Genomic DNA, 17,275 nt, shown 5'->3' on the forward strand with positions numbered 1-17,275 from the left:
TGCGGGTCGCTTGAACAGGCGCCACCCGACCGGGCAACGAAGCCCACGCATCAATCGACCGTTCCCGAACTCTTGACCGTCCGCGAAGCCGGAACACCGGCTCGCGTCCACCGGAAACTTGACGGCGTGTCCGCGCTACACCGCAAGGAGAAAGCGTTGCCTGTTGCCCTGTTGGCACTCGCCATCGCGGCATTCGGAATCGGTACCACGGAATTCGTGATGATGGGGCTGCTGCCCGAGGTCGCCACCGACATGAACGTGTCGATCTCGGCCGCGGGCGGCTACATCTCGCTGTACGCACTGGGGGTCGTCATCGGTGCACCGCTGCTGACGATCGCGGGAATGCGCGTGCGCAGAAAAACCATGCTGCTGAGCATGCTGGGGTTGTTCATCGCGGGCAACCTGCTGTCCGCGATCGCGCCGACACACGAGTCGCTGCTGGCGGCCCGGTTCGTGGCGGGGCTGCCGCACGGAACGTTCTTCGGCATCGGTGCCGTCGTGGCCGCGAGCCTGGTGAGCCGGGACAAGCGCGGCCGGGCGATCTCGATGATGTTCGTGGGGCTGACCGTGGCCAACATCGTCGGTGTTCCGGTGGGCACGCTGCTCGGCCAGGCGATCGACTGGCGCTGGACCTTCGGGCTGGTGGCGCTGATCGGAGCGGTGGCGCTGGCCGCGGTGAGCGCGCTGGTCCCGCGCCAGGCCAAACCGACCGAGGTCAGCGTGCGGGGCGAGCTGTCGGCCTTCCGGCGCCCGCAGGTGTGGCTGGCCTTCGCGGTGGTGGTGTTCGGCTTCGCGGCCACGTTCTCGTTCTACAGCTACATCAAGCCGCTGCTCGTCCAGGTGAGCGGCTACACGCCGCTGGCCGCCACCGTGCTGCTCGCGCTGTTCGGCACCGGCATGACCCTGGGCACCGTGATCGGCGGGAGGCTGGCGGACCGCTCCCCGATGCGTACGCTCTACGTCTTCCTGACCGCGCTGGCCGTGGTCCTGACGATGTTCACCTTCACCGCGCACAACACGGTGCTGGTGGCGGTCAACGTGTTCCTGGTCGGCGTCACCGGTTTCGCCGCCATCCCGAGCATCCAGGCCAGGATCCTGGATCAGGCCAAGGAGGCGCCCTCGCTGGGCTCGGCCAGCATCCAGTCCACTTTCAACATCGCCAACTCCCTGGGCGCCTACCTGGGTGGGCTGGTCATCGCCGCCGGATTCGGCCTGATCTCGCCGAGCTGGGTCGGAGCGGTGCTGGCCCTGGTGGGGCTGGGCTTCGCGGTGCTCTCCGGCAGGCTCGACCGTCGTGGTTCCGGTGGCAGTGATCGTTCCGGTGACCCAGGGACCGCCACCGGAGAAACCGCCCCCGCGGGAGTGGCGGACTCGACGAGCTCGAGGGCCGCGCACGCGCACTGATCCGAGGACACCTCGCCAGGTGCCGAGGCCGCGCCTGGCGAGCCCGCCCCGCTCGTGATGCAATCTCCGCGGTCGGGAATGCTTGATCGATTCCACTGGTTGCACGGAACGGCGTGCTTCCCCTGAACAGGGGATGAAGCGCCGTCCGATTGGTGGCCGTGTTACGAGTCGACATTCGTGAAGGGAACACCAGATGAGCCAGGTTCCGAACATCACGCTCAACACCGGTGCGAAGATGCCGCAGCTGGGTTTCGGCGTCTTCCAGATCCCCTCCGAGGAGGTCGTCGCGCCGGTCAGGGCCGCCCTGGAAGCGGGCTATCGCAGCATCGACACCGCGGCCGTGTACGGCAACGAGGAAGGCGTCGGCAAGGCGATCGCGGAGTCGGGCATCCCCCGTGAGGAACTGTTCGTCACCACCAAGCTGTGGAACGACAGGCAGGGCTACGACGAGACGTTCCGCGCGTTCGACGAGAGCCTCAACAAGCTGGGGCTGGACTACGTGGATCTCTACCTGATCCACTGGCCGATGCCCGGCCAGGACACCTACGTGCAGACCTGGCAGGCGTTCGAGAAGCTCCACTCCGAGGGCAGGGCCAAGTCCATCGGGGTGTCGAACTTCCACACCGCGCACCTGCGCAGGCTGTTCGAGGAGACCAACGTGGTCCCCGCGGTGAACCAGATCGAACTGCACCCCAACCTGCCCCAGGCCGAGCTGCGGGCGTTCCACGCCGAGCACGGCATCGCCACCGAGGCGTGGAGCCCGATCGGGCAGGGCAAGGGACTGCTGGAGGACTCCCGGCTGCGGGGACTGGCCGAGAAGTACGGCAAGTCCCCGGCACAGGTGGTGCTGCGCTGGCACATCCAGCTGGGCAACGTGACCATCCCGAAGTCGGCCACGCCGTCGCGCGTTCGGGAGAACCTCGAACTGTTCGACTTCGAACTCAGCGAGGACGACATGAAGTCCATCGGCGAGCTGGACAACGGTGGCCGGGTCGGGCCCGACCCGGACGTCTTCGGCGCGTGACCGAGCGGTGAGTCACCGCTCACCCTGGTTGAGGCGCTGCCGCCGTGGGAGGCACCGGTGTGCCTCCCACCGCCCTCGCAGCCCACGCTGCCGCGGGTTCTCCGGTGCGGCTCTCGCGAGGACGGCCCCGACGTTGTGTAGTACCTACCCGATGTCGGGGCACCCGCAGCGAGAGCCGTGCCGGAGGTTCCGCCAATCGACCGTCCACGCAACCCACGCGGCCGACAACGATCAGGCGACTCCGACGGAGACCGAGGGTGGGGTAAGCCCACGTAGTATGTTGCTGCCGGAGCGCAGCGAGATCACCTGGCTGCGAGTGGCGATCCAGCGCGGGAACTTGCCGATGCGCTGCAACGGGGTACGACGCTGCGCCGAAGTCAGCGCCGCGGTGCGCGACACCTTGGCGACGCGAGGTCTGCGCTGCTGTTCGTAGTCCCGCAACATCGCTTCGGGGTGTCTTCCGTCGTCGTGGGCGAGTGAGCAGGAGAGCAGCCAGGCATCCTCCATCGTCTGGTTGGCGGCCTGCGCCACCGCCGGCGGCATCGCGTGCGCCGCGTCACCGATCAGGGTGGTTCGCGGCCCGCCCCAGACCTTCGGCACCTGATGACGGATGTGCGGGAAGAATCCCAGGTCCTCATCGGACACCGATGCCAGCAGCTCCTCGACGGGGTCCGGCCAGCCGGTGAAGACGGACCGCAGATCCGCCACGGTCAACTCGGCCTGGTCGTCCCGCCACGGCATGTCGAACCACCAGTGCAGCAGCCCTTCACCTGCCGGTATGAGCCCGCAGTGGCCGTCACGTCCCGCGATGTTGAGCGTCTGGTACCCGTAGGCGATCGGCAGATCGCTGCGGGTCAGCCCCTGCCAGCTCGCCCAGCCGGTCGGCCGCGCCGGTTCGCCCCCCAGCACCGTGCGGCGCACCATCGACCGCTGCCCGTCCGCTCCGACGACGACATCACCGGTTTCCGAGCTGCCGTCGGCGAAGTCGGCCACGGCGTGATCGGCGAACTCCCGGACACCGACGCACCGCTTACCGAACCGGAAGATGTCGCTCGGCAGTGCTTCGGCCATGCGATACAGCAGCTCCCGCCGGGGAATCTCGACCGTGGGAGATCCGAGGCGTTCCGTCACCTCGTCCAGATCCGCTTCCCAGAGCAGCCTGCCGGTCGCGGTCATCGCACGGAGGCTGTGCAGCTGACGTCCGACGCCTTGCAGCGGGATCCCCAGCCCGCGCAACGCGGCGGTTCCGTTGCTCCACACCGTGACCCCGGCACCACCGTCCCGAAGTCGTTCGGCGTGCTCGTAGATCCTCACCCGGTGACCGTTGTCGAGCAGGCCCTTGGCCACGGCGAGTCCTCCCAAGCCTCCCCCGATGACCAGAACCCGCATGTCTCCGTCCGTTTCGTCACCGGCGCCCCGCGTGCGGGAGCGCGACCAGCAGAACCGTCCTCGCTACAACGCTGCACCTCGGGTGCATTTTATCCGGAACTCGACCGGAACGGGACTTACGATTACTCACATCGGGATCATCCGTTGACCAGCACGATCATCGACCGAAAGCCCCGGAACGCGCGGGCCGACCGCCACCACGGTCAGGCCGCGCGCTCGAGGAAGCGGCCCGCGACCAGGCCGGGCTCCTCGTCTCCGTCGAAACGGACCCACAGCACGGGACCGTCGAAGACGTCCGGCAGACCGGTCGCGGCCTCGACCACGGTTCCCGTCTGATCCTGAAAACGGCCGAAGGAAGCGCGCACCCTTGTGCCTGGTTCCAACGGACTCGATGACTGCTCCATGAGAGTGGACGGTACGTGCCCGGCTGGCGGCACGAAAAATCACTCCCACCGGTGTCCGCCCACGAAGGCGTGTGCAGGTGCTATCAACGCCGGTTACCGGGCGTGCCCGAGATCACACCGGTTTTCGGGTGAGCGTTGTCACCACTGCCGCCGGGACCGGGGTCACCGTGCGGAGTCGGTTCGCCACTGCCGGAGCTCACGGTGACGGCACGCACGGCACTTCGGGCGCGGGAGGGCCCCGCCACCCCGTCTCCGGTAGGAAGGAGGGCATGCGCACGATCCGACAGGCGGGTTCGGCAGAGCTCGTGGAGAAGAAGTCCCGCTTTCTGTGCGTGTTGGAACGCGTCGATTCCGAGTCGCGGGCGCGCGAGTTCGTGGCGCGATGCCGCAAGGAGCACCCGGACGCCAGGCACCACTGCTACGCCTACGTGGTGGGCGACGACGCCGAGGTGCAGAAGTCCAACGACGACGGGGAACCGTCCGGAACCGCCGGGATGCCGATCCTGCGGGCGCTGCACCACAACGAGCTGACCAACACCGCGGCCGTGGTGGTGCGCTATTTCGGCGGCGTGCTGCTGGGGTCGGGGGGCCTGATCCGAGCGTACGGCACGGCCACCGGCCGAGCGCTGGAAGAGGTCGGGCTGGTCCGGCGGGAGCCCGCCCGGATGGTTTCGATCGCCGTGGATCACTCCACCGCGGGAAGACTGGACAACGAGCTGCGCGCTGCCGGGTACGAACCCTCGGACACGCGTTACGGGGGTTTCGTGGAGTTCGACGTGGCGGTGCCGGAACCGGACACCGCTGCCTTCGAGCACTGGATCGGCGAAGCGGCGGGCGGCAACGCCCGCGTCAGCCCAGGGGAACGAACCTTCCTGGAAGTGGCGGAGTGACGATCCCAGCGACCTCCGGGAGAGCATAGCGAAAACCCCATATCGGACGAAAGCACCAGTGAGAAGATCAACATTGCCGTGTTCAACCGGCTTCGCTGCGTGATAAGCACGCCCCTGAGGGGAGTTGGCACACGCAACACGACGCGCCGAAAGGAACCGGATGACCGACATCGCGGACAAGCTCGACAAGGCCTACGAAGGCAAGCCGCTCAGCGAGCTTCCCGACGCTCCCGTGGCGGCACTGCAGGGAGTCAGCGAAAGCGACGCCGAACAGCTGGAGAAGGCCTTCGGCATCCGCACGATCAAGGACCTGGGCAACAACAAGTACTTCCGCTGGGCGCAGGCGATCAACCAGCTCGCCGAGTGATTCGGAGTTCACCGGACTCCACTGCCGCGAACACTGTGGACAGTGTCGTGACGACACGGGGCTCCCGGCGCGTTCCGGGAGCCCCGTTCGGGGGTTCAGCTGCCTCCTCGCCATGCCCACCGGGAACCGGCTCGCCCCGGGGCCTTCGAAGCGCGTTCGCCCCCATCCCGCGACGATTCCGCGAGAAATCGACACTCGGCTCGCCGTCGGCGACTCCGGACTTCCGGGATTTTCCGGTCAAAATGCGGTAACGATCGAACCGGACAACGCCAACACGGAAACCACACCGGCGGCAGCATCGTCGCACGGGCGAAAGCACGTGGCACACCCGAATCGGCGGGAGTCACGGAAACGGTCGGCGATGAAGGGATCGCGCAGTGTTCAAACGCATGTTGCAGGCAGTGGGAATCGGTGGCCCCTCGGTGGACACGGTGCTGCACGAGGAAGCCTGCCAACCGGGTGGTCAGGTCTCGGGGGAGGTCCGCATCGGAGGAGCGAGCGGGACCGCCGAGATCCAGCGGATCGACCTGATCCTGGTGGCCGAGGTGGAAACCTCCGACGACCAGAAAGGGGCGTTGGAGTTCCAGCGTCACACGGTGAGCGGGGAGTTCACGCTGGAGGCCGAGCAGTACTCCACGATCCCGTTCGAACTGCCGCTGCCGTGGGAGCTACCGATCACGGCACTGCGCGGCCAGCCACTGCACGGTATGCGGCTCGGCGTTCGCACCGAGGTCGCGGTGGCCAAGGCGGTGGACACCGGTGACATGGACCCGCTGCACGTCGAACCACTGCCGTCGCAGCAACCGGTGATCGAGGCGCTGCTGAACATGGGCGCACCGCTGAAAAGCGCCGATGTCGAGCACGGCGTGCTGCACGGCATCGCACAGCAGTACCCCTTCTACCAGGAGATCGAGTTCTTCGCGCCACCGCAGTTCGCGGGTGGTATCAACGAGGTCGAGCTGACCTTCGTGGCGCGTCCCGACAGCCTGGACGTGGTGCTGGAGGCGGACAAGCGGGGCGGTCTGTTCACCTCCGGCGGCGACGCGTTGGGGCGCATCCACCGCAGCCACGAGGAAGCGCTGCACACCGACTGGACCTCAGAGATCCAGAACTGGTTGCAGGCGGTGTCGCAGTCCTCGGGCGGATTCTTCGGCGGTGGGCACGGTCACCACGGTCACGACTCGGGGCACTCCGGTTCCGGACTGGGTGGTGCCGTCGCCGGTGGAGTGGCGGGCGCCGCGGCAGGCGTTCTCGGCGGCATGATGCTCGGCGAGATGCTGGAGGGTGAGGAAGAGGGCGAGGAAGAAGAGGAAGGCTGATCCCTCCCGCTGCGTACTCGGTACTCCCGGGCCGGTTCCGAAGAACTACCGTGGCGCGGGGACGGTGTTCGTGGCCAGCCACACAGCTCGTGGCCAGTCACACAGCGCTGACCGGTCGGACGCACCGCCCGAACCGGTTCGGATCGTTGCCGCGGGGCGGCCGGAGGGATGCACCCGGTCGCCCCCCCGGCCGCACACCGCCCCACCTCGGCCGGGCGAGGTGCTGTTGGTCACGGTCGTGAAGGGGTTCGCCGTGGAGGCGGCGGCTCTCCCGCCCACCCCTCTCGTACATTTCGCGAGAAATCGACGACCAGGGAAGAGAGCTCAGACGTCGTAGTCCACCGCGACCTCCTCGGTGACCGGGATCGACTGGCAGGTGAGCACGAACCCGGACTCCACCTCGGAGTCCTCCAGCGCGAAATTGCGGCGCATCCGCACCTGCCCCTCGGTGATCCTGGCACGACAGGTGCCGCAGACCCCGCCCTTGCAGGCGAACGGCAGATCCGAACGAACCCGCTGGGCAGCGTCGAGCACCGGGGTGTCGGTGGGCAGCGCGACCTCGGTGGTGCGGCCGTCCAGCGTCACCCGTCCCCGAGTCACCTCGCCCTCGTAGTCGCCCTCCTCGTGCCGCACCGGCTCGGGAGGAACGTCGTCGACGTAGAACAGCTCACGGTGCACCCGCTCACCCGGCACACCGAGTTCGGTCAGCACCGCCCCGGCGTCCTCGACCATGCCGTAAGGGCCGCACAGCCACCACTGCTCCGAACCGTCGAGCGGCACCAGCGTGCCCAGCAGACCGCGCAGCCGCTCGGCGTCCAACCGCCCGCTGACCAGTTCGGACTCGCGGGGTTCCCTGGAGAGCACGTGCACCAGTTCGAAGCGGCTCGGATGACGGTCCTTGAGGTCGGCGAGCTCGTCGGCGAACATCACGGTGTCGCTGCGCCGGTTGCCGTAGATCACCGTGACCGCCGAATCCGTCTCGGCCAGCAGCGTGGCCGCGATGGACAGCACCGGGGTGATCCCCGAGCCCGCCGCGACGAGCACGTGCCTGCCCCCGACCGTCAGATCCGGGGTGAACCGTCCGGTGGGCGGCATCACCTCGATCTCGTCACCGACCTCGATCCCCCCGGTCAGCCACCCGGAGAACAACCCCTCCGGCACCAGCCGCACCCCGATGCGGGGCGGAGTTCCCCGCGCGGAACAGATCGAGTAGGAACGCCGGTGCTCACCGTCGTCCTCGCGCCGCCGCAGGGTCAGCGACTGGCCGGGCAGGAAGTCGAACTCGGCGGCCAGCTCCGAGGGGACGTCGAGAGTCACCGCGACCGCGTCGTCGCACAGCCGCTCGACCTCGGCCACCCGGAGGGTGTGGAAGGAGTTGTCCGCGCGGCGCCTCGGCGCGGTAGCCGTCGGGGTGGACACGTCAGATCTCCTTGAAGTACTCGAAGGGCTCCCGGCAGTCCAGGCAGCGATACAACGCCTTGCACGCGGTGGCGCTGAACTCGGAGGTCCGTTCGGTGGCGTTGGAATCGCACCGCGGGCAGCGGATCTCCCGTCGCGGCGGTTCCAGGGTCAGCGGGACCGGACCGCCGCCGGTATCGCGCGCGGCCGGAGCGTTCGACCGCTCGTCCGGTGGGTGTATGCCGTGTTCGGCGAGTTTGCGCCTGCCGCGTTCGGTGATCCACGAACTGCTCCACGGCGGGGAGAGCTCGGTGCGGATCCGCACATCGGTGTATCCCGCCTCGGTCAGCCCGCGGTGCAGATCGGTACGCATCTCGGTCAGCGCCGGGCAGCCGGAGTAGGTGGGCGTGATCGTGACGACCACGCCGCCGGTATCGGTGACGGTCACCTCGCGCAGCACCCCGAGGTCGGCGAGGGTGAGCATGGGAAGTTCCGGATCGGTCACCGACTCCGCGACCTCGGCGGCCACGGTCCGATCGCGTTCGGTACGGGTCACCATGTCGCCTCCGGATCAGCGCGCGCCAGGCTCTGCATCTCCGCGAGCAGGTAGCCGAAGTGTTCGGTGTGGACGCCGTCGCGACCCGCGAGACCGCCGACCGAGCCCACCCGGTTCACCTCGGGCAGCCGCAGCAGCGCCTGCTCGGCGACTCGGGCCAGCACGTCGTCGAACTCCTCCCGCAGCTCGGTGCTGTCCACGGCCACTCCCGCAGCGACCAGTCGCCGCTCCACGGCGTGCCCGGTGAACAGTTCGTCGACCAGTGGCAGCACGTCGGCGAACCCGCTCCGCAGCCGCTCGGCGGAGTAGTCGGTGCCGTCACCGAGCCGGACGGCCCAGCGTGCGGCGTACTCTCGGTGGTAGGTGACCTCCTTGACCGCTTTCGCGGCGATCGCGGAGAGCACCGGATCCGCCGAGGTGACCAGCCGGTTGAGCAGCGCCAGCCGCCAGGTGGACAACACCAGCAGCGCGGCGATGGTCCTGCCGAAGTCACCGCCGGGCAGCTCGACCAGCCGCACGTTGCGGAACTCCGGTTCGGAGCGGAAGTAGGCCAGCGCGTCCTCGTCGCGGTCGAGACCCTCGACCGAACCCGCGCGGGAGAGCAGCATCCTCGCCTGCCCGAGCAGGTCCAGGGCGATGTTGGCCAGCGCCACCTCGTCCTCCAGCTCGTGAGCGCACGTCACCCACTCGGTGAGCCGTTGCGAGAGGATCAGCGCGTCGTCGCCGAGCATCAGGCAGTAGGCCGCGAGGTCGGCGGTGTCGACACCGGCGGGCACTGTGGTGTCCACTCCGGACAGCGGATCGTCGAATCCGGTGCCGAACGCCCAGCGCGCGTCCCCCTCGGGATGTGTCTCGGCGATTGCCTCGTAGGCGTTGTCGAACGACATGGGGAATTACCTCACCGGTTGCGAATGTGGCCGCCGAACCGCCGCGGCACGACTTGTCGAGTGCGGGACCGAGGCAAGAGCCGGGCCGAACCCCACCGCTCCGGCAGTCGGTACCGCCGCGGGTTCTCTGGTGCGGCTCTCGTGAGGAAGGCCCGACGTTGTGTAGTAACTACCCGATGTCGGGCCTCCCGGAGCGAGAGCCGTGCCAGAGGTTCCGCCACCGGACCACCCCAGCAAGCTGTCCGACGTCATCTCACTAAATATGGGGGACATCGTCGGGAATCTCGTAGAACGTGGGGTGCCGATAGACCTTGTCCCCGTTCGGCGCGAAGAACGGGTCCTTCTCGTCCGGGCTGGAGGCGGTGATGTCGGCCGCGCGCACCACCCAGATGCTCACTCCCTCGTTGCGCCGGGTGTAGAGGTTGCGCGCGTTGTGCAGCGCCATCTCCTCGTCGGCGGCGTGCAGCGACCCCACGTGCACGTGGTTGAGTCCCCGCTTTCCCCTGACGAAGACCTCGAACAGCGGCCATGCCGTGCTGGGCCGTTCCACCCCGCCCGTCGCGTCCCGGCCGGTCTCGCCGGTTCCGGATGGTGTGCTCATACCGCGGCCCTCCCGCGTTCCGCCTGCTTCGCCGCGTGCGCAGCCGCGGCCTCGCGTACCCAGGAGCCGCCCTCGTGCGCGGCGCGCCGCCGTTCGACGCGTTGCGTGTTGCACGGCCCCTCGCCCGCCAACACCCGGTGGAACTCCTCCCAGTCCGGCTCGGAGAAGTCGTAGTGCTCGCGCTCGGCGTTGTAGCTCAGCCCGGAGTCGGGGAGCGTTACTCCCAGTGCCTCCGCCTGCGGCACGGTCATGTCCACGAACTTCTGCCGCAGCTGGTCGTTGGTGTGCCGCTTGATTCCCCAAGCCATCGACTGCTGGGTGTTGGGCGAGTCCCCGTCCGGCGGCCCGAACATCATCAGCGAGGGCCACCACCAGCGGTCGACGGCGTCCCGCACGTCCCGCCGCTGCCGCTCGGAACCGTTCATCATGGTCAGCAGCAGTTCGTAGCCCTGCCGCTGGTGGAAGGACTCCTCCTTGCAGATGCGGATCATCGCCCGGGCGTAGGGCCCGTAGGAGCACCGGCACAGCGGCACCTGGTTCACGATCGCGGCTCCGTCCACCAGCCAACCGATCACCCCGATGTCGGCGAAGGTCAGCGCCGGGTAGTTGAAGATGGAGGAGTACTTTTGGCGTCGTGCGACGAGTTTCTCGGTCAGGTCGGAGCGCTCGACGCCGAGCGTCTCGGCCGCCGAGTACAGGTAGAGCCCGTGCCCGGCCTCGTCCTGCACCTTGGCGAGCAGGATCGCCTTGCGGCGCAGGCTCGGGGCGCGGGTCAACCAGTTGCCCTCCGGCTGCATTCCGATGATCTCGGAGTGCGCGTGCTGGGCGATCTGGCGCACCAGGGTCTTGCGGTAGCCCTCGGGCATCCAGTCCCTCGGCTCGACGCGCTGGTCGTGCTCGACGGTCGCCTCGAACCGCTCGTATAACCGCTCCTCGTCGGTGATCGTGGCTTCATCGGTGCTCACGCCACTCACCTCCTCCCCGAATTCTTCCGTTTCGCTCTGCCGGGACGCTCGCCAGGCGGAACCTCCCGGGGACTCTCACCCCGGCAGGCCCCGCATCCGGTGGACGACGCCTCATTCCGGTGGGTTCTCCTTCGCCACGAGCGTGAGGACGTCGTACTTGGCGACGGACTCACCGTCCTGGTTGGTCACGTCCGCGTCCCAGCGCACCTCGCCGTAGTCGGCGTTGTACCGAGGCGTGATGCGCTTGGCGGTCAGCGTGACCGTGATCTCGTCGCCCGGATAGGTGGGCGTCAGGAAGCGCAGGTTCTCCAGGCCGTAGTTGGCCAGCACCGGCCCGGACTCGGGGGCGACGAACAACCCGGCGGCGAACGAGACGACGAGGTAGCCGTGCGCGACCAGTCCCCCGAAGAACGGGTTGGCGGCGGCTGCCTCCTCGTCGGTGTGCGCGTAGAACTCGTCCCCGGTGAACTCGGCGAAGCGCCGCACGTCCTCCCGGGTGACGGTGCGGGGGCCGCCGACCACGCTGTCCCCGACGCGCAGCCGCTCCAGGTGCTTGCGGAACGGGTGAACCGCCGTGGTCTCGCGGGCGCTGCCCGGCATCCACTGCCGGGTCAGGGAGGTGAGGGTGTCCGGGTCCGCCTGCACGGCGGTGCGCTGCATGTGGTGCAGCACGCCGCGCAACCCGGCCATCTCCTCACCACCACCGGCCCGGCCGGGACCGCCGTGTGCCAGCTGCGGCAGCGGTGAACCGTGACCGGTGGACTCGGCCGAGTCGTTGCGGTTGAGCACCAGCATCCGGCCGTGCTGCGAAGCGGCACCGGTGACGACGGTGCGGACGAAGTCGGGGTCGGCGGAGACGACCGATCCCACCAGGCTGCCGTGACCACGGCGTGCCAGGTCCACGGCGTGCTCGGCGTCGCGGTAGGGCATGATCGTGCTCACCGGGCCGAACGCCTCCACCTCGTGCGGCTGCGGCAGTTCGGGATCGTCGCAGCGCAGCAGCATGGGGGGCACGAAAGCGCCCTTTTCGTAGTCGGCGTCGACGAGTTCGAACGGCGTGTTCGGGTCCCCGTGCACCAGTCGGCACGACTCCAACAACGCCTTCAGCGAGCGGCGGACCTCCTCGCGCTGTTCCGGATCCGCCAGCGCCCCCATGTCGACCTCGCCGGAGGAGGGATCGCCGACCCTGATGTCGGCGAGTCGTCGCCGGACGGCCTCGGTCACCTCGTCGGCGAGCTCCGCCGGGACGAACGCCCTGCGAACGGCGGTGCACTTCTGGCCCGCCTTGACGGTCATCTCGGTGACCAGCTCGCGCACGAACAGCTCGAACTCCGGGGTGTCCGGGGTGGCGTCCGGGCCGAGTATCGAGCAGTTCAGCGAGTCGGCCTCGGCGTTGAACCGCACGCCGCGCCGCACCACGTTCTCGTGCGCGCGGAGGCGCCGTGCCGTGGCGGCCGATCCGGTGAACGAGAGCGTGTCCTGCTCCGTCAGGTGGTCGAGCAGATCGCCGGGATCGCCGCACAGCAGCTGGACCGATCCCTCCGGCAGGATGCCGGACTCGACGATCAGCTCCACCAGGCGGTGGGTCAGGTAGGCGGTCTGCGGAGCGGGTTTGATCAGGGTCGGCATCCCGGCGACGAACGCGGGGGCGAGCTTCTCCAGCGGTCCCCAGACCGGGAAGTTGAACGCGTTGATCTGCACCGCCACCCCGTGCAGCGGGGTGGCGATGTGCTGGCCGAGGAAGGTCCCCTGCTTGCTCAGCGGTTCCGTGGCACCGTCCACGTAGACGGTGTCGTCGGGCATCTCGCGCCTGCCCTTGCTGGAGTAGCTGAACAGCACGCCGATGCCGCCGTCGATGTCGAACTTGGAGTCGCCCTTGGTGGCGCCGGTCCGGGCCGAGAGCGAGTAGAGCTCGTGGCGGTGTTCGCGCAGGTGCGAGGCCAGCGTCTTGAGCAGCGCGGCACGCTGGTGGAAGGTGAGCTCGCGCAACGCGGGACCGACGCTCTCCCGGCCGTGAGCGAGTGCGGCGGCGGGGTCCAGCCCGGAGGTGGAGATCCGCGCGACCTCCTGCCCGGTCGCGGCGTCGTGCAACGGCGTTCCGGCCGCGTCGGGTCGCTGCCACCGTCCCGCGAGGTAGCTGCGCAATGGCTCCATCGTCGCGATCTCCCTGGGGTAGTCCGCCTGCTGTCCGAGTTCCCGTACCGCCCGTCGTGGCACGGCCAGGCAACCGAGTTCACTTATTACTGACCAATCGGTCGGTAAAGCATTGTGACGCAGAACAAGCTCGTGCACAATCACCTGACCGACAGTTGCCCACGAAAAAACCATCGAAGACCGGCAGCGCGGCACGCGAGGCAACCACGGCGATCCCGGCTAGGCAACCGACTGTTCGGTCAGTATTCCGAGGTGGTGAAACCGATTTGGACGCCGAGCACCCGCCGATAGCCGCTCCCACCGCGGCCATGTTCGACGAGGACCACGCCTCGAAAGCGCTCGGCATAGAGCTGCTCGAGGCCTCGGAGGGGCACGCACACGTGCGGATGCGCGTGACCCCGGAAATGGTCAACGGACACGCCATCGCCCACGGCGGTTACGTGTTCCTGCTGGCGGACACGGCCTTCGCCTGTGCCTGCAACAGCCACGGGCCGGTCACCGTCGCCGCGAGCGCGCAGATCACGTTCCTGGCTCCCGCGCACGAGGGGGAGCTGCTGCACGCCAGAGCGGTCGAACGCCACACCAGGGGACGCAGCGGCATCTACGACACCACGGTGTTCCGCGACGACGCCGGTGGGGAAACCATCGCCGAGTTCCGCGGGCACAGCCGCAGCATCAAGAGCTGAAGGGATCACGACCATGACCGAACTCGCCGCGCACACCGAACCGGCCCCCTCCGGCACCCCGTCCCACGACACTCCGGCGACCGAACCGGACGCCGCGGAACACGCGAGCCGCGCCGAGCTGGCCGAACTGCAACTGCGACGGCTCCGCGAAACCCTGCGGCACGCCTACGAGAACGTGCCCTGCTACCGGAGGAAGTTCGACGAGGCCGGGGTGCGGCCCGAGGACTGCGAGAGCCTCGCCGACCTGGCGAAGTTCCCCACCACCACCAAGAACGACCTGCGGGAGAACTACCCGTTCGGCATGTTCGCGGTCGGGCAGGACCAGCTGCGGCGGGTGCACGCCTCCAGCGGCACCACCGGCACACCCACCGTGGTCGGCTACACCCAGCGGGACCTGGACACCTGGGCCGATGTGGTCGCGCGATCCATCCGAGCGGCGGGCGGCCGCCCCGGCCAGAAGGTGCACGTGGCCTACGGCTACGGGCTGTTCACCGGCGGGCTCGGCGCGCACTACGGCGCCGAACGGCTCGGCTGCACCGTGATCCCCGCCTCCGGGGGGATGACCGAGCGGCAGGTGAAGCTCATCCACGACCTCGAACCCGAGATCATAATGATCACGCCCTCCTACATGCTCACGCTGCTCGACGAGTTCCGCAGGCAGGGCCTCGACCCCAGGGAAAGCTCGCTGCGGATCGGCATCTTCGGCGCCGAACCCTGGACGGCCGAGATGCGCCGCGAGATCGAGGAAGCGGCCGGGATCGACGCGGTGGACATCTACGGGCTCTCCGAGGTGATGGGCCCCGGCGTGGCGAACGAGTGCGTGACCACCAAGGACGGCCCGCACATCTGTGAGGACCACTTCTACCCGGAGATCATCGACCCGGTCACCGAGGAGCCGCTGCCAGACGGCGAGCACGGCGAACTGGTGTTCACCTCGCTGACCAAGGAGGCCATGCCGGTGATCCGCTACCGCACCCGGGACCTAACCAGGCTGCTGCCCGGCACCGCACGACCGGGGATGCGCAGGATGGAGAAGATCACCGGACGCAGCGACGACATGATCATCCTGCGCGGCGTGAACGTCTTCCCCAGCCAGATCGAGGAGCTCGTGCTGCGGCAGGACGGCCTCTCGCCGCACTTCCAGCTCGAACTCACCACGCGGGGACGACTCGACGAGATGCGCGTCAGGATCGAGGCGGACGAGACCACCACCGACGCGCAGCGTTCGGAGGCGCCGGGCGCGCTGGCCGCGGCGATCAAGGACGCGGTAGGGGTGAGCGCGGGCGTGGAGATCGTCGAGCCCGACACGCTGCCGCGTTCGGTCGGCAAACTGCGCCGGATCGTCGACCTGCGCGAGAGCTGATCGAACCGTCCCGACCGGATCGCCCGGGAAATCCTCACCGGAGGCGGTGATACCCGGTGGACACCCTCGCCGGGGCCGCGCGGGCCGGTGACCGCGCTCCCCGGCTGATACTGCAAGACTGAGGACCATGGCGGGTGCGGCTACGAACAACGGTGCGGGGCGGGGCAGACCGGGCTACGACCTCGATTCGCTGCTGCGCACCGCCGTCAAGGTCTTCCACGAGCGCGGCTACGACGGCACGAGCATGGAGGACCTGGCCAAGCGGCTCGGCATCACCAAATCGGCCATCTACTACCACGTCTCCAGCAAGCAGGAACTGCTGCGGATGAGCGTGGACCGGGCGCTGGACGCGCTGTTCGCGGTGCTGGACGAACCCGAGTCGCTGGAAGGGCCCGCCATCGACCGGCTGCACCACGTGGTGCGGCGCAGCGTCGAGGTGCTGGTCGACGAGCTGCCGTTCGTGACCCTGCTGCTGCGGGTGCGCGGCAACAGCAAGGTGGAGCGCCAGGCACTCGCCCGGCGCCGGGAGTTCGACCACCTGGTGGGCGAGCTCGTCGCCGAGGCGGAGCGGGCGGGCAGCCTGCGGCTGGACCTGGACCCGGCACTGACCAGCAGGCTGCTGTTCGGGATGGTGAACTCGGTGATCGAGTGGTACCGCCCCAGGCAGGGGTTGACCAAGGAGGAGATCGCCGAGGCGGTCACAACGATCGCCTTCGAGGGGCTCAAGCGTCACGAATGACTACTGCGCACGGCACGGGTTGCGTGGCGGTGCGGGTGGCGGAACCTCTCGCGGCGGTGCCGACTGCATGAGTGGCAGGAGCTCGGCCTGCGGGAGTGGTGGGAGTTCGGCGTTGGGAGCGCCGCAGGACCGGCGATTTCGCGAGAAATCGACACCACCCTGGCCACACCGGCGCGGCGATTTCGCGAGAAATCGACGCCGCCGAGCCATGCGGCGGACCGGGCGGCGGGACTCGATCGGCCCTCGCTGCGCGGACCGTGTTCGGGCCACAGGCGTGTTCGTGTTGCCGAACTCCCGTGTCTGCCTGAGAGTGCTATGGGAACACCGAAGTGATCCCTATCACTCGAATGGGGCCGATTATGGGCACACCGGCTGGTTCACCGACCCGTGCCACAGTGCAGCTCGATCACGGGGTCCGCAGGGACGTGAACCGAATCAGCCTGCTGTTCACCGGGGTCGGCGCGATCATCGGTTCCGGATGGCTGTTCGGCGCCCTCTACGCCTCCCAGATCGCCGGTCCGGCAGCGATCCTGTCCTGGATCATCGGCGCGATCATGGTGCTGTTCATCGGCTTCGTCTACGCCGAGCTGTCGGTGATGTTCCCGGTCGTCGGCGGGATCATCCGCTTCCCGCACTACTCCTTCGGCTCCTTCGCGAGTTACAGCGCGGGCTGGATCAGCTGGCTGGCCGCCGCCGCGGTCACCCCCATCGAGGTGCTGGCCACCATGCAGTACGCCTACCCCTACGCGGGCTGGTTGATGACTCCGGTGGAGGGAGAGTACCTGGTCAGCGGCTACGGCTGGTTGATCGCGATCGCGCTGATGGCGCTGTACAGCACGATCAACGCGTTGGGCGTCGGTGTGTTCGCCCGGCTGAACAACATCCTGGTGTGGTGGAAGCTCGCGGTGATCGTGCTGGTCATCGTGGTCTTCTTCGCCGTGTCGTTCAATCCCGGCAACCTCACCGAGTTCGGCGGGTTCATGCCGGAGGGCGCCGGAACCATCTTCACCGCCATCCCGGCGGCCGGGGTGGCGTTCTCCTACCTGGGCTTCCGCAACGGTGTCGAGTTCGCGGGCGAGACCGACAACCCGCAGCGCAACGTGCCGTTCGCCCTGATCGGCTCGGTGGT

Annotated in this window: 17 protein-coding genes; 9 read left to right on the forward strand and 8 right to left on the reverse strand. The window is 68.5% G+C overall.

Features of this window, described 5'->3' with window-relative positions:
- Nucleotides 1-156: 156 nt before the first annotated feature.
- Together BM150_RS09660 and BM150_RS09665 are read left to right on the forward strand one after the other, a co-directional pair.
- Complete coding sequence (locus BM150_RS09660) at nt 157-1,404, forward strand: MFS transporter (RefSeq protein ID WP_092926333.1); 1,248 nt, start codon at nt 157-159, stop codon at nt 1,402-1,404.
- A 193-nt stretch (nt 1,405-1,597) separates the two neighbouring features.
- A complete protein-coding gene (locus tag BM150_RS09665) occupies nt 1,598-2,428 on the forward strand; it encodes an aldo/keto reductase (RefSeq protein WP_092926195.1) in 831 nt (276 codons plus the stop codon).
- Between the two features lie 231 nt (nt 2,429-2,659).
- Here BM150_RS09665 and BM150_RS09670 read toward each other — a convergent pair whose 3' ends face one another.
- Both BM150_RS09670 and BM150_RS09675 read right to left on the reverse strand, forming a co-directional pair.
- Entirely contained in the window at nt 2,660-3,817 is a 1,158-nt protein-coding gene (locus BM150_RS09670) for an FAD-dependent oxidoreductase (RefSeq protein WP_092926197.1), read from the reverse strand.
- A 203-nt stretch (nt 3,818-4,020) separates the two neighbouring features.
- Entirely contained in the window at nt 4,021-4,221 is a 201-nt protein-coding gene (locus BM150_RS09675) for a hypothetical protein (protein ID WP_092602537.1), read from the reverse strand.
- A 269-nt stretch (nt 4,222-4,490) separates the two neighbouring features.
- On the opposite strand from BM150_RS09675, the gene BM150_RS09680 reads away from it, so the two are divergent.
- The 3 genes from BM150_RS09680 to BM150_RS09690 all read left to right on the forward strand — a co-directional run bounded on the left by BM150_RS09680 (nt 4,491) and on the right by BM150_RS09690 (nt 6,797).
- Nucleotides 4,491-5,111, forward strand: coding sequence for a YigZ family protein (locus tag BM150_RS09680; protein WP_092926199.1), 621 nt, complete (start codon nt 4,491-4,493; stop codon nt 5,109-5,111).
- A gap of 160 nt (nt 5,112-5,271) precedes the next feature.
- Nucleotides 5,272-5,478, forward strand: coding sequence for a hypothetical protein (locus tag BM150_RS09685; protein ID WP_092926201.1), 207 nt, complete (start codon nt 5,272-5,274; stop codon nt 5,476-5,478).
- A 377-nt stretch (nt 5,479-5,855) separates the two neighbouring features.
- Entirely contained in the window at nt 5,856-6,797 is a 942-nt protein-coding gene (locus BM150_RS09690) for a sporulation protein (RefSeq protein ID WP_092926203.1), read from the forward strand.
- A 324-nt stretch (nt 6,798-7,121) separates the two neighbouring features.
- Here BM150_RS09690 and paaE read toward each other — a convergent pair whose 3' ends face one another.
- From paaE to paaZ, 6 genes are all read right to left on the reverse strand, one after another.
- Complete coding sequence (paaE, locus tag BM150_RS09695) at nt 7,122-8,216, reverse strand: 1,2-phenylacetyl-CoA epoxidase subunit PaaE (RefSeq protein ID WP_092926205.1); 1,095 nt, start codon at nt 8,214-8,216, stop codon at nt 7,122-7,124.
- Between the two features lies 1 nt (nt 8,217).
- Nucleotides 8,218-8,754: a 1,2-phenylacetyl-CoA epoxidase subunit PaaD gene (gene paaD / locus BM150_RS09700; RefSeq protein ID WP_092926207.1), complete on the reverse strand. Its 537-nt coding sequence runs from the start codon at nt 8,752-8,754 to the stop codon at nt 8,218-8,220.
- Nucleotides 8,748-9,638 carry a 1,2-phenylacetyl-CoA epoxidase subunit PaaC gene (gene paaC, locus BM150_RS09705; RefSeq protein WP_092926209.1) on the reverse strand — a complete coding sequence of 297 codons (891 nt, stop codon included), beginning with the start codon at nt 9,636-9,638 and terminating at the stop codon, nt 8,748-8,750. The genes paaD and paaC overlap by 7 nt, the downstream gene beginning before the upstream one ends.
- Nucleotides 9,639-9,894: 256 nt before the next feature.
- Nucleotides 9,895-10,239 (reverse strand): 1,2-phenylacetyl-CoA epoxidase subunit PaaB, encoded by a 345-nt coding sequence (gene paaB / locus BM150_RS09710; RefSeq protein ID WP_245755388.1) that lies wholly within the window; start codon nt 10,237-10,239, stop codon nt 9,895-9,897.
- Complete coding sequence (gene paaA, locus BM150_RS09715) at nt 10,236-11,204, reverse strand: 1,2-phenylacetyl-CoA epoxidase subunit PaaA (protein WP_175496755.1); 969 nt, start codon at nt 11,202-11,204, stop codon at nt 10,236-10,238. Before paaA ends, paaB begins: the two co-directional genes overlap by 4 nt.
- A gap of 111 nt (nt 11,205-11,315) precedes the next feature.
- Entirely contained in the window at nt 11,316-13,358 is a 2,043-nt protein-coding gene (gene paaZ / locus BM150_RS09720) for a phenylacetic acid degradation bifunctional protein PaaZ (RefSeq protein WP_092926337.1), read from the reverse strand.
- Nucleotides 13,359-13,666: 308 nt separating this feature from the next.
- Between paaZ and paaI the strand changes: the two genes are divergently transcribed.
- From paaI to BM150_RS09740, 4 genes are all read left to right on the forward strand, one after another.
- Nucleotides 13,667-14,044, forward strand: a complete 378-nt coding sequence (gene paaI, locus BM150_RS09725; protein WP_092926339.1) for a hydroxyphenylacetyl-CoA thioesterase PaaI — start codon at nt 13,667-13,669, stop codon at nt 14,042-14,044.
- Nucleotides 14,045-14,057: 13 nt separating this feature from the next.
- Nucleotides 14,058-15,407 (forward strand): phenylacetate--CoA ligase PaaK, encoded by a 1,350-nt coding sequence (gene paaK / locus BM150_RS09730; protein WP_092926211.1) that lies wholly within the window; start codon nt 14,058-14,060, stop codon nt 15,405-15,407.
- A 127-nt stretch (nt 15,408-15,534) separates the two neighbouring features.
- A complete protein-coding gene (locus BM150_RS09735; protein WP_092926213.1) occupies nt 15,535-16,146 on the forward strand; it encodes a TetR/AcrR family transcriptional regulator in 612 nt (203 codons plus the stop codon).
- A 425-nt stretch (nt 16,147-16,571) separates the two neighbouring features.
- Nucleotides 16,572-17,275: APC family permease (locus BM150_RS09740; RefSeq protein WP_245755390.1), on the forward strand; the 704-nt coding region annotated here is incomplete at its 3' end.

This window comes from Actinopolyspora alba (genome assembly GCF_900112765.1).
Classification (GTDB): Bacteria; Actinomycetota; Actinomycetes; order Mycobacteriales; family Pseudonocardiaceae; genus Actinopolyspora; species Actinopolyspora alba.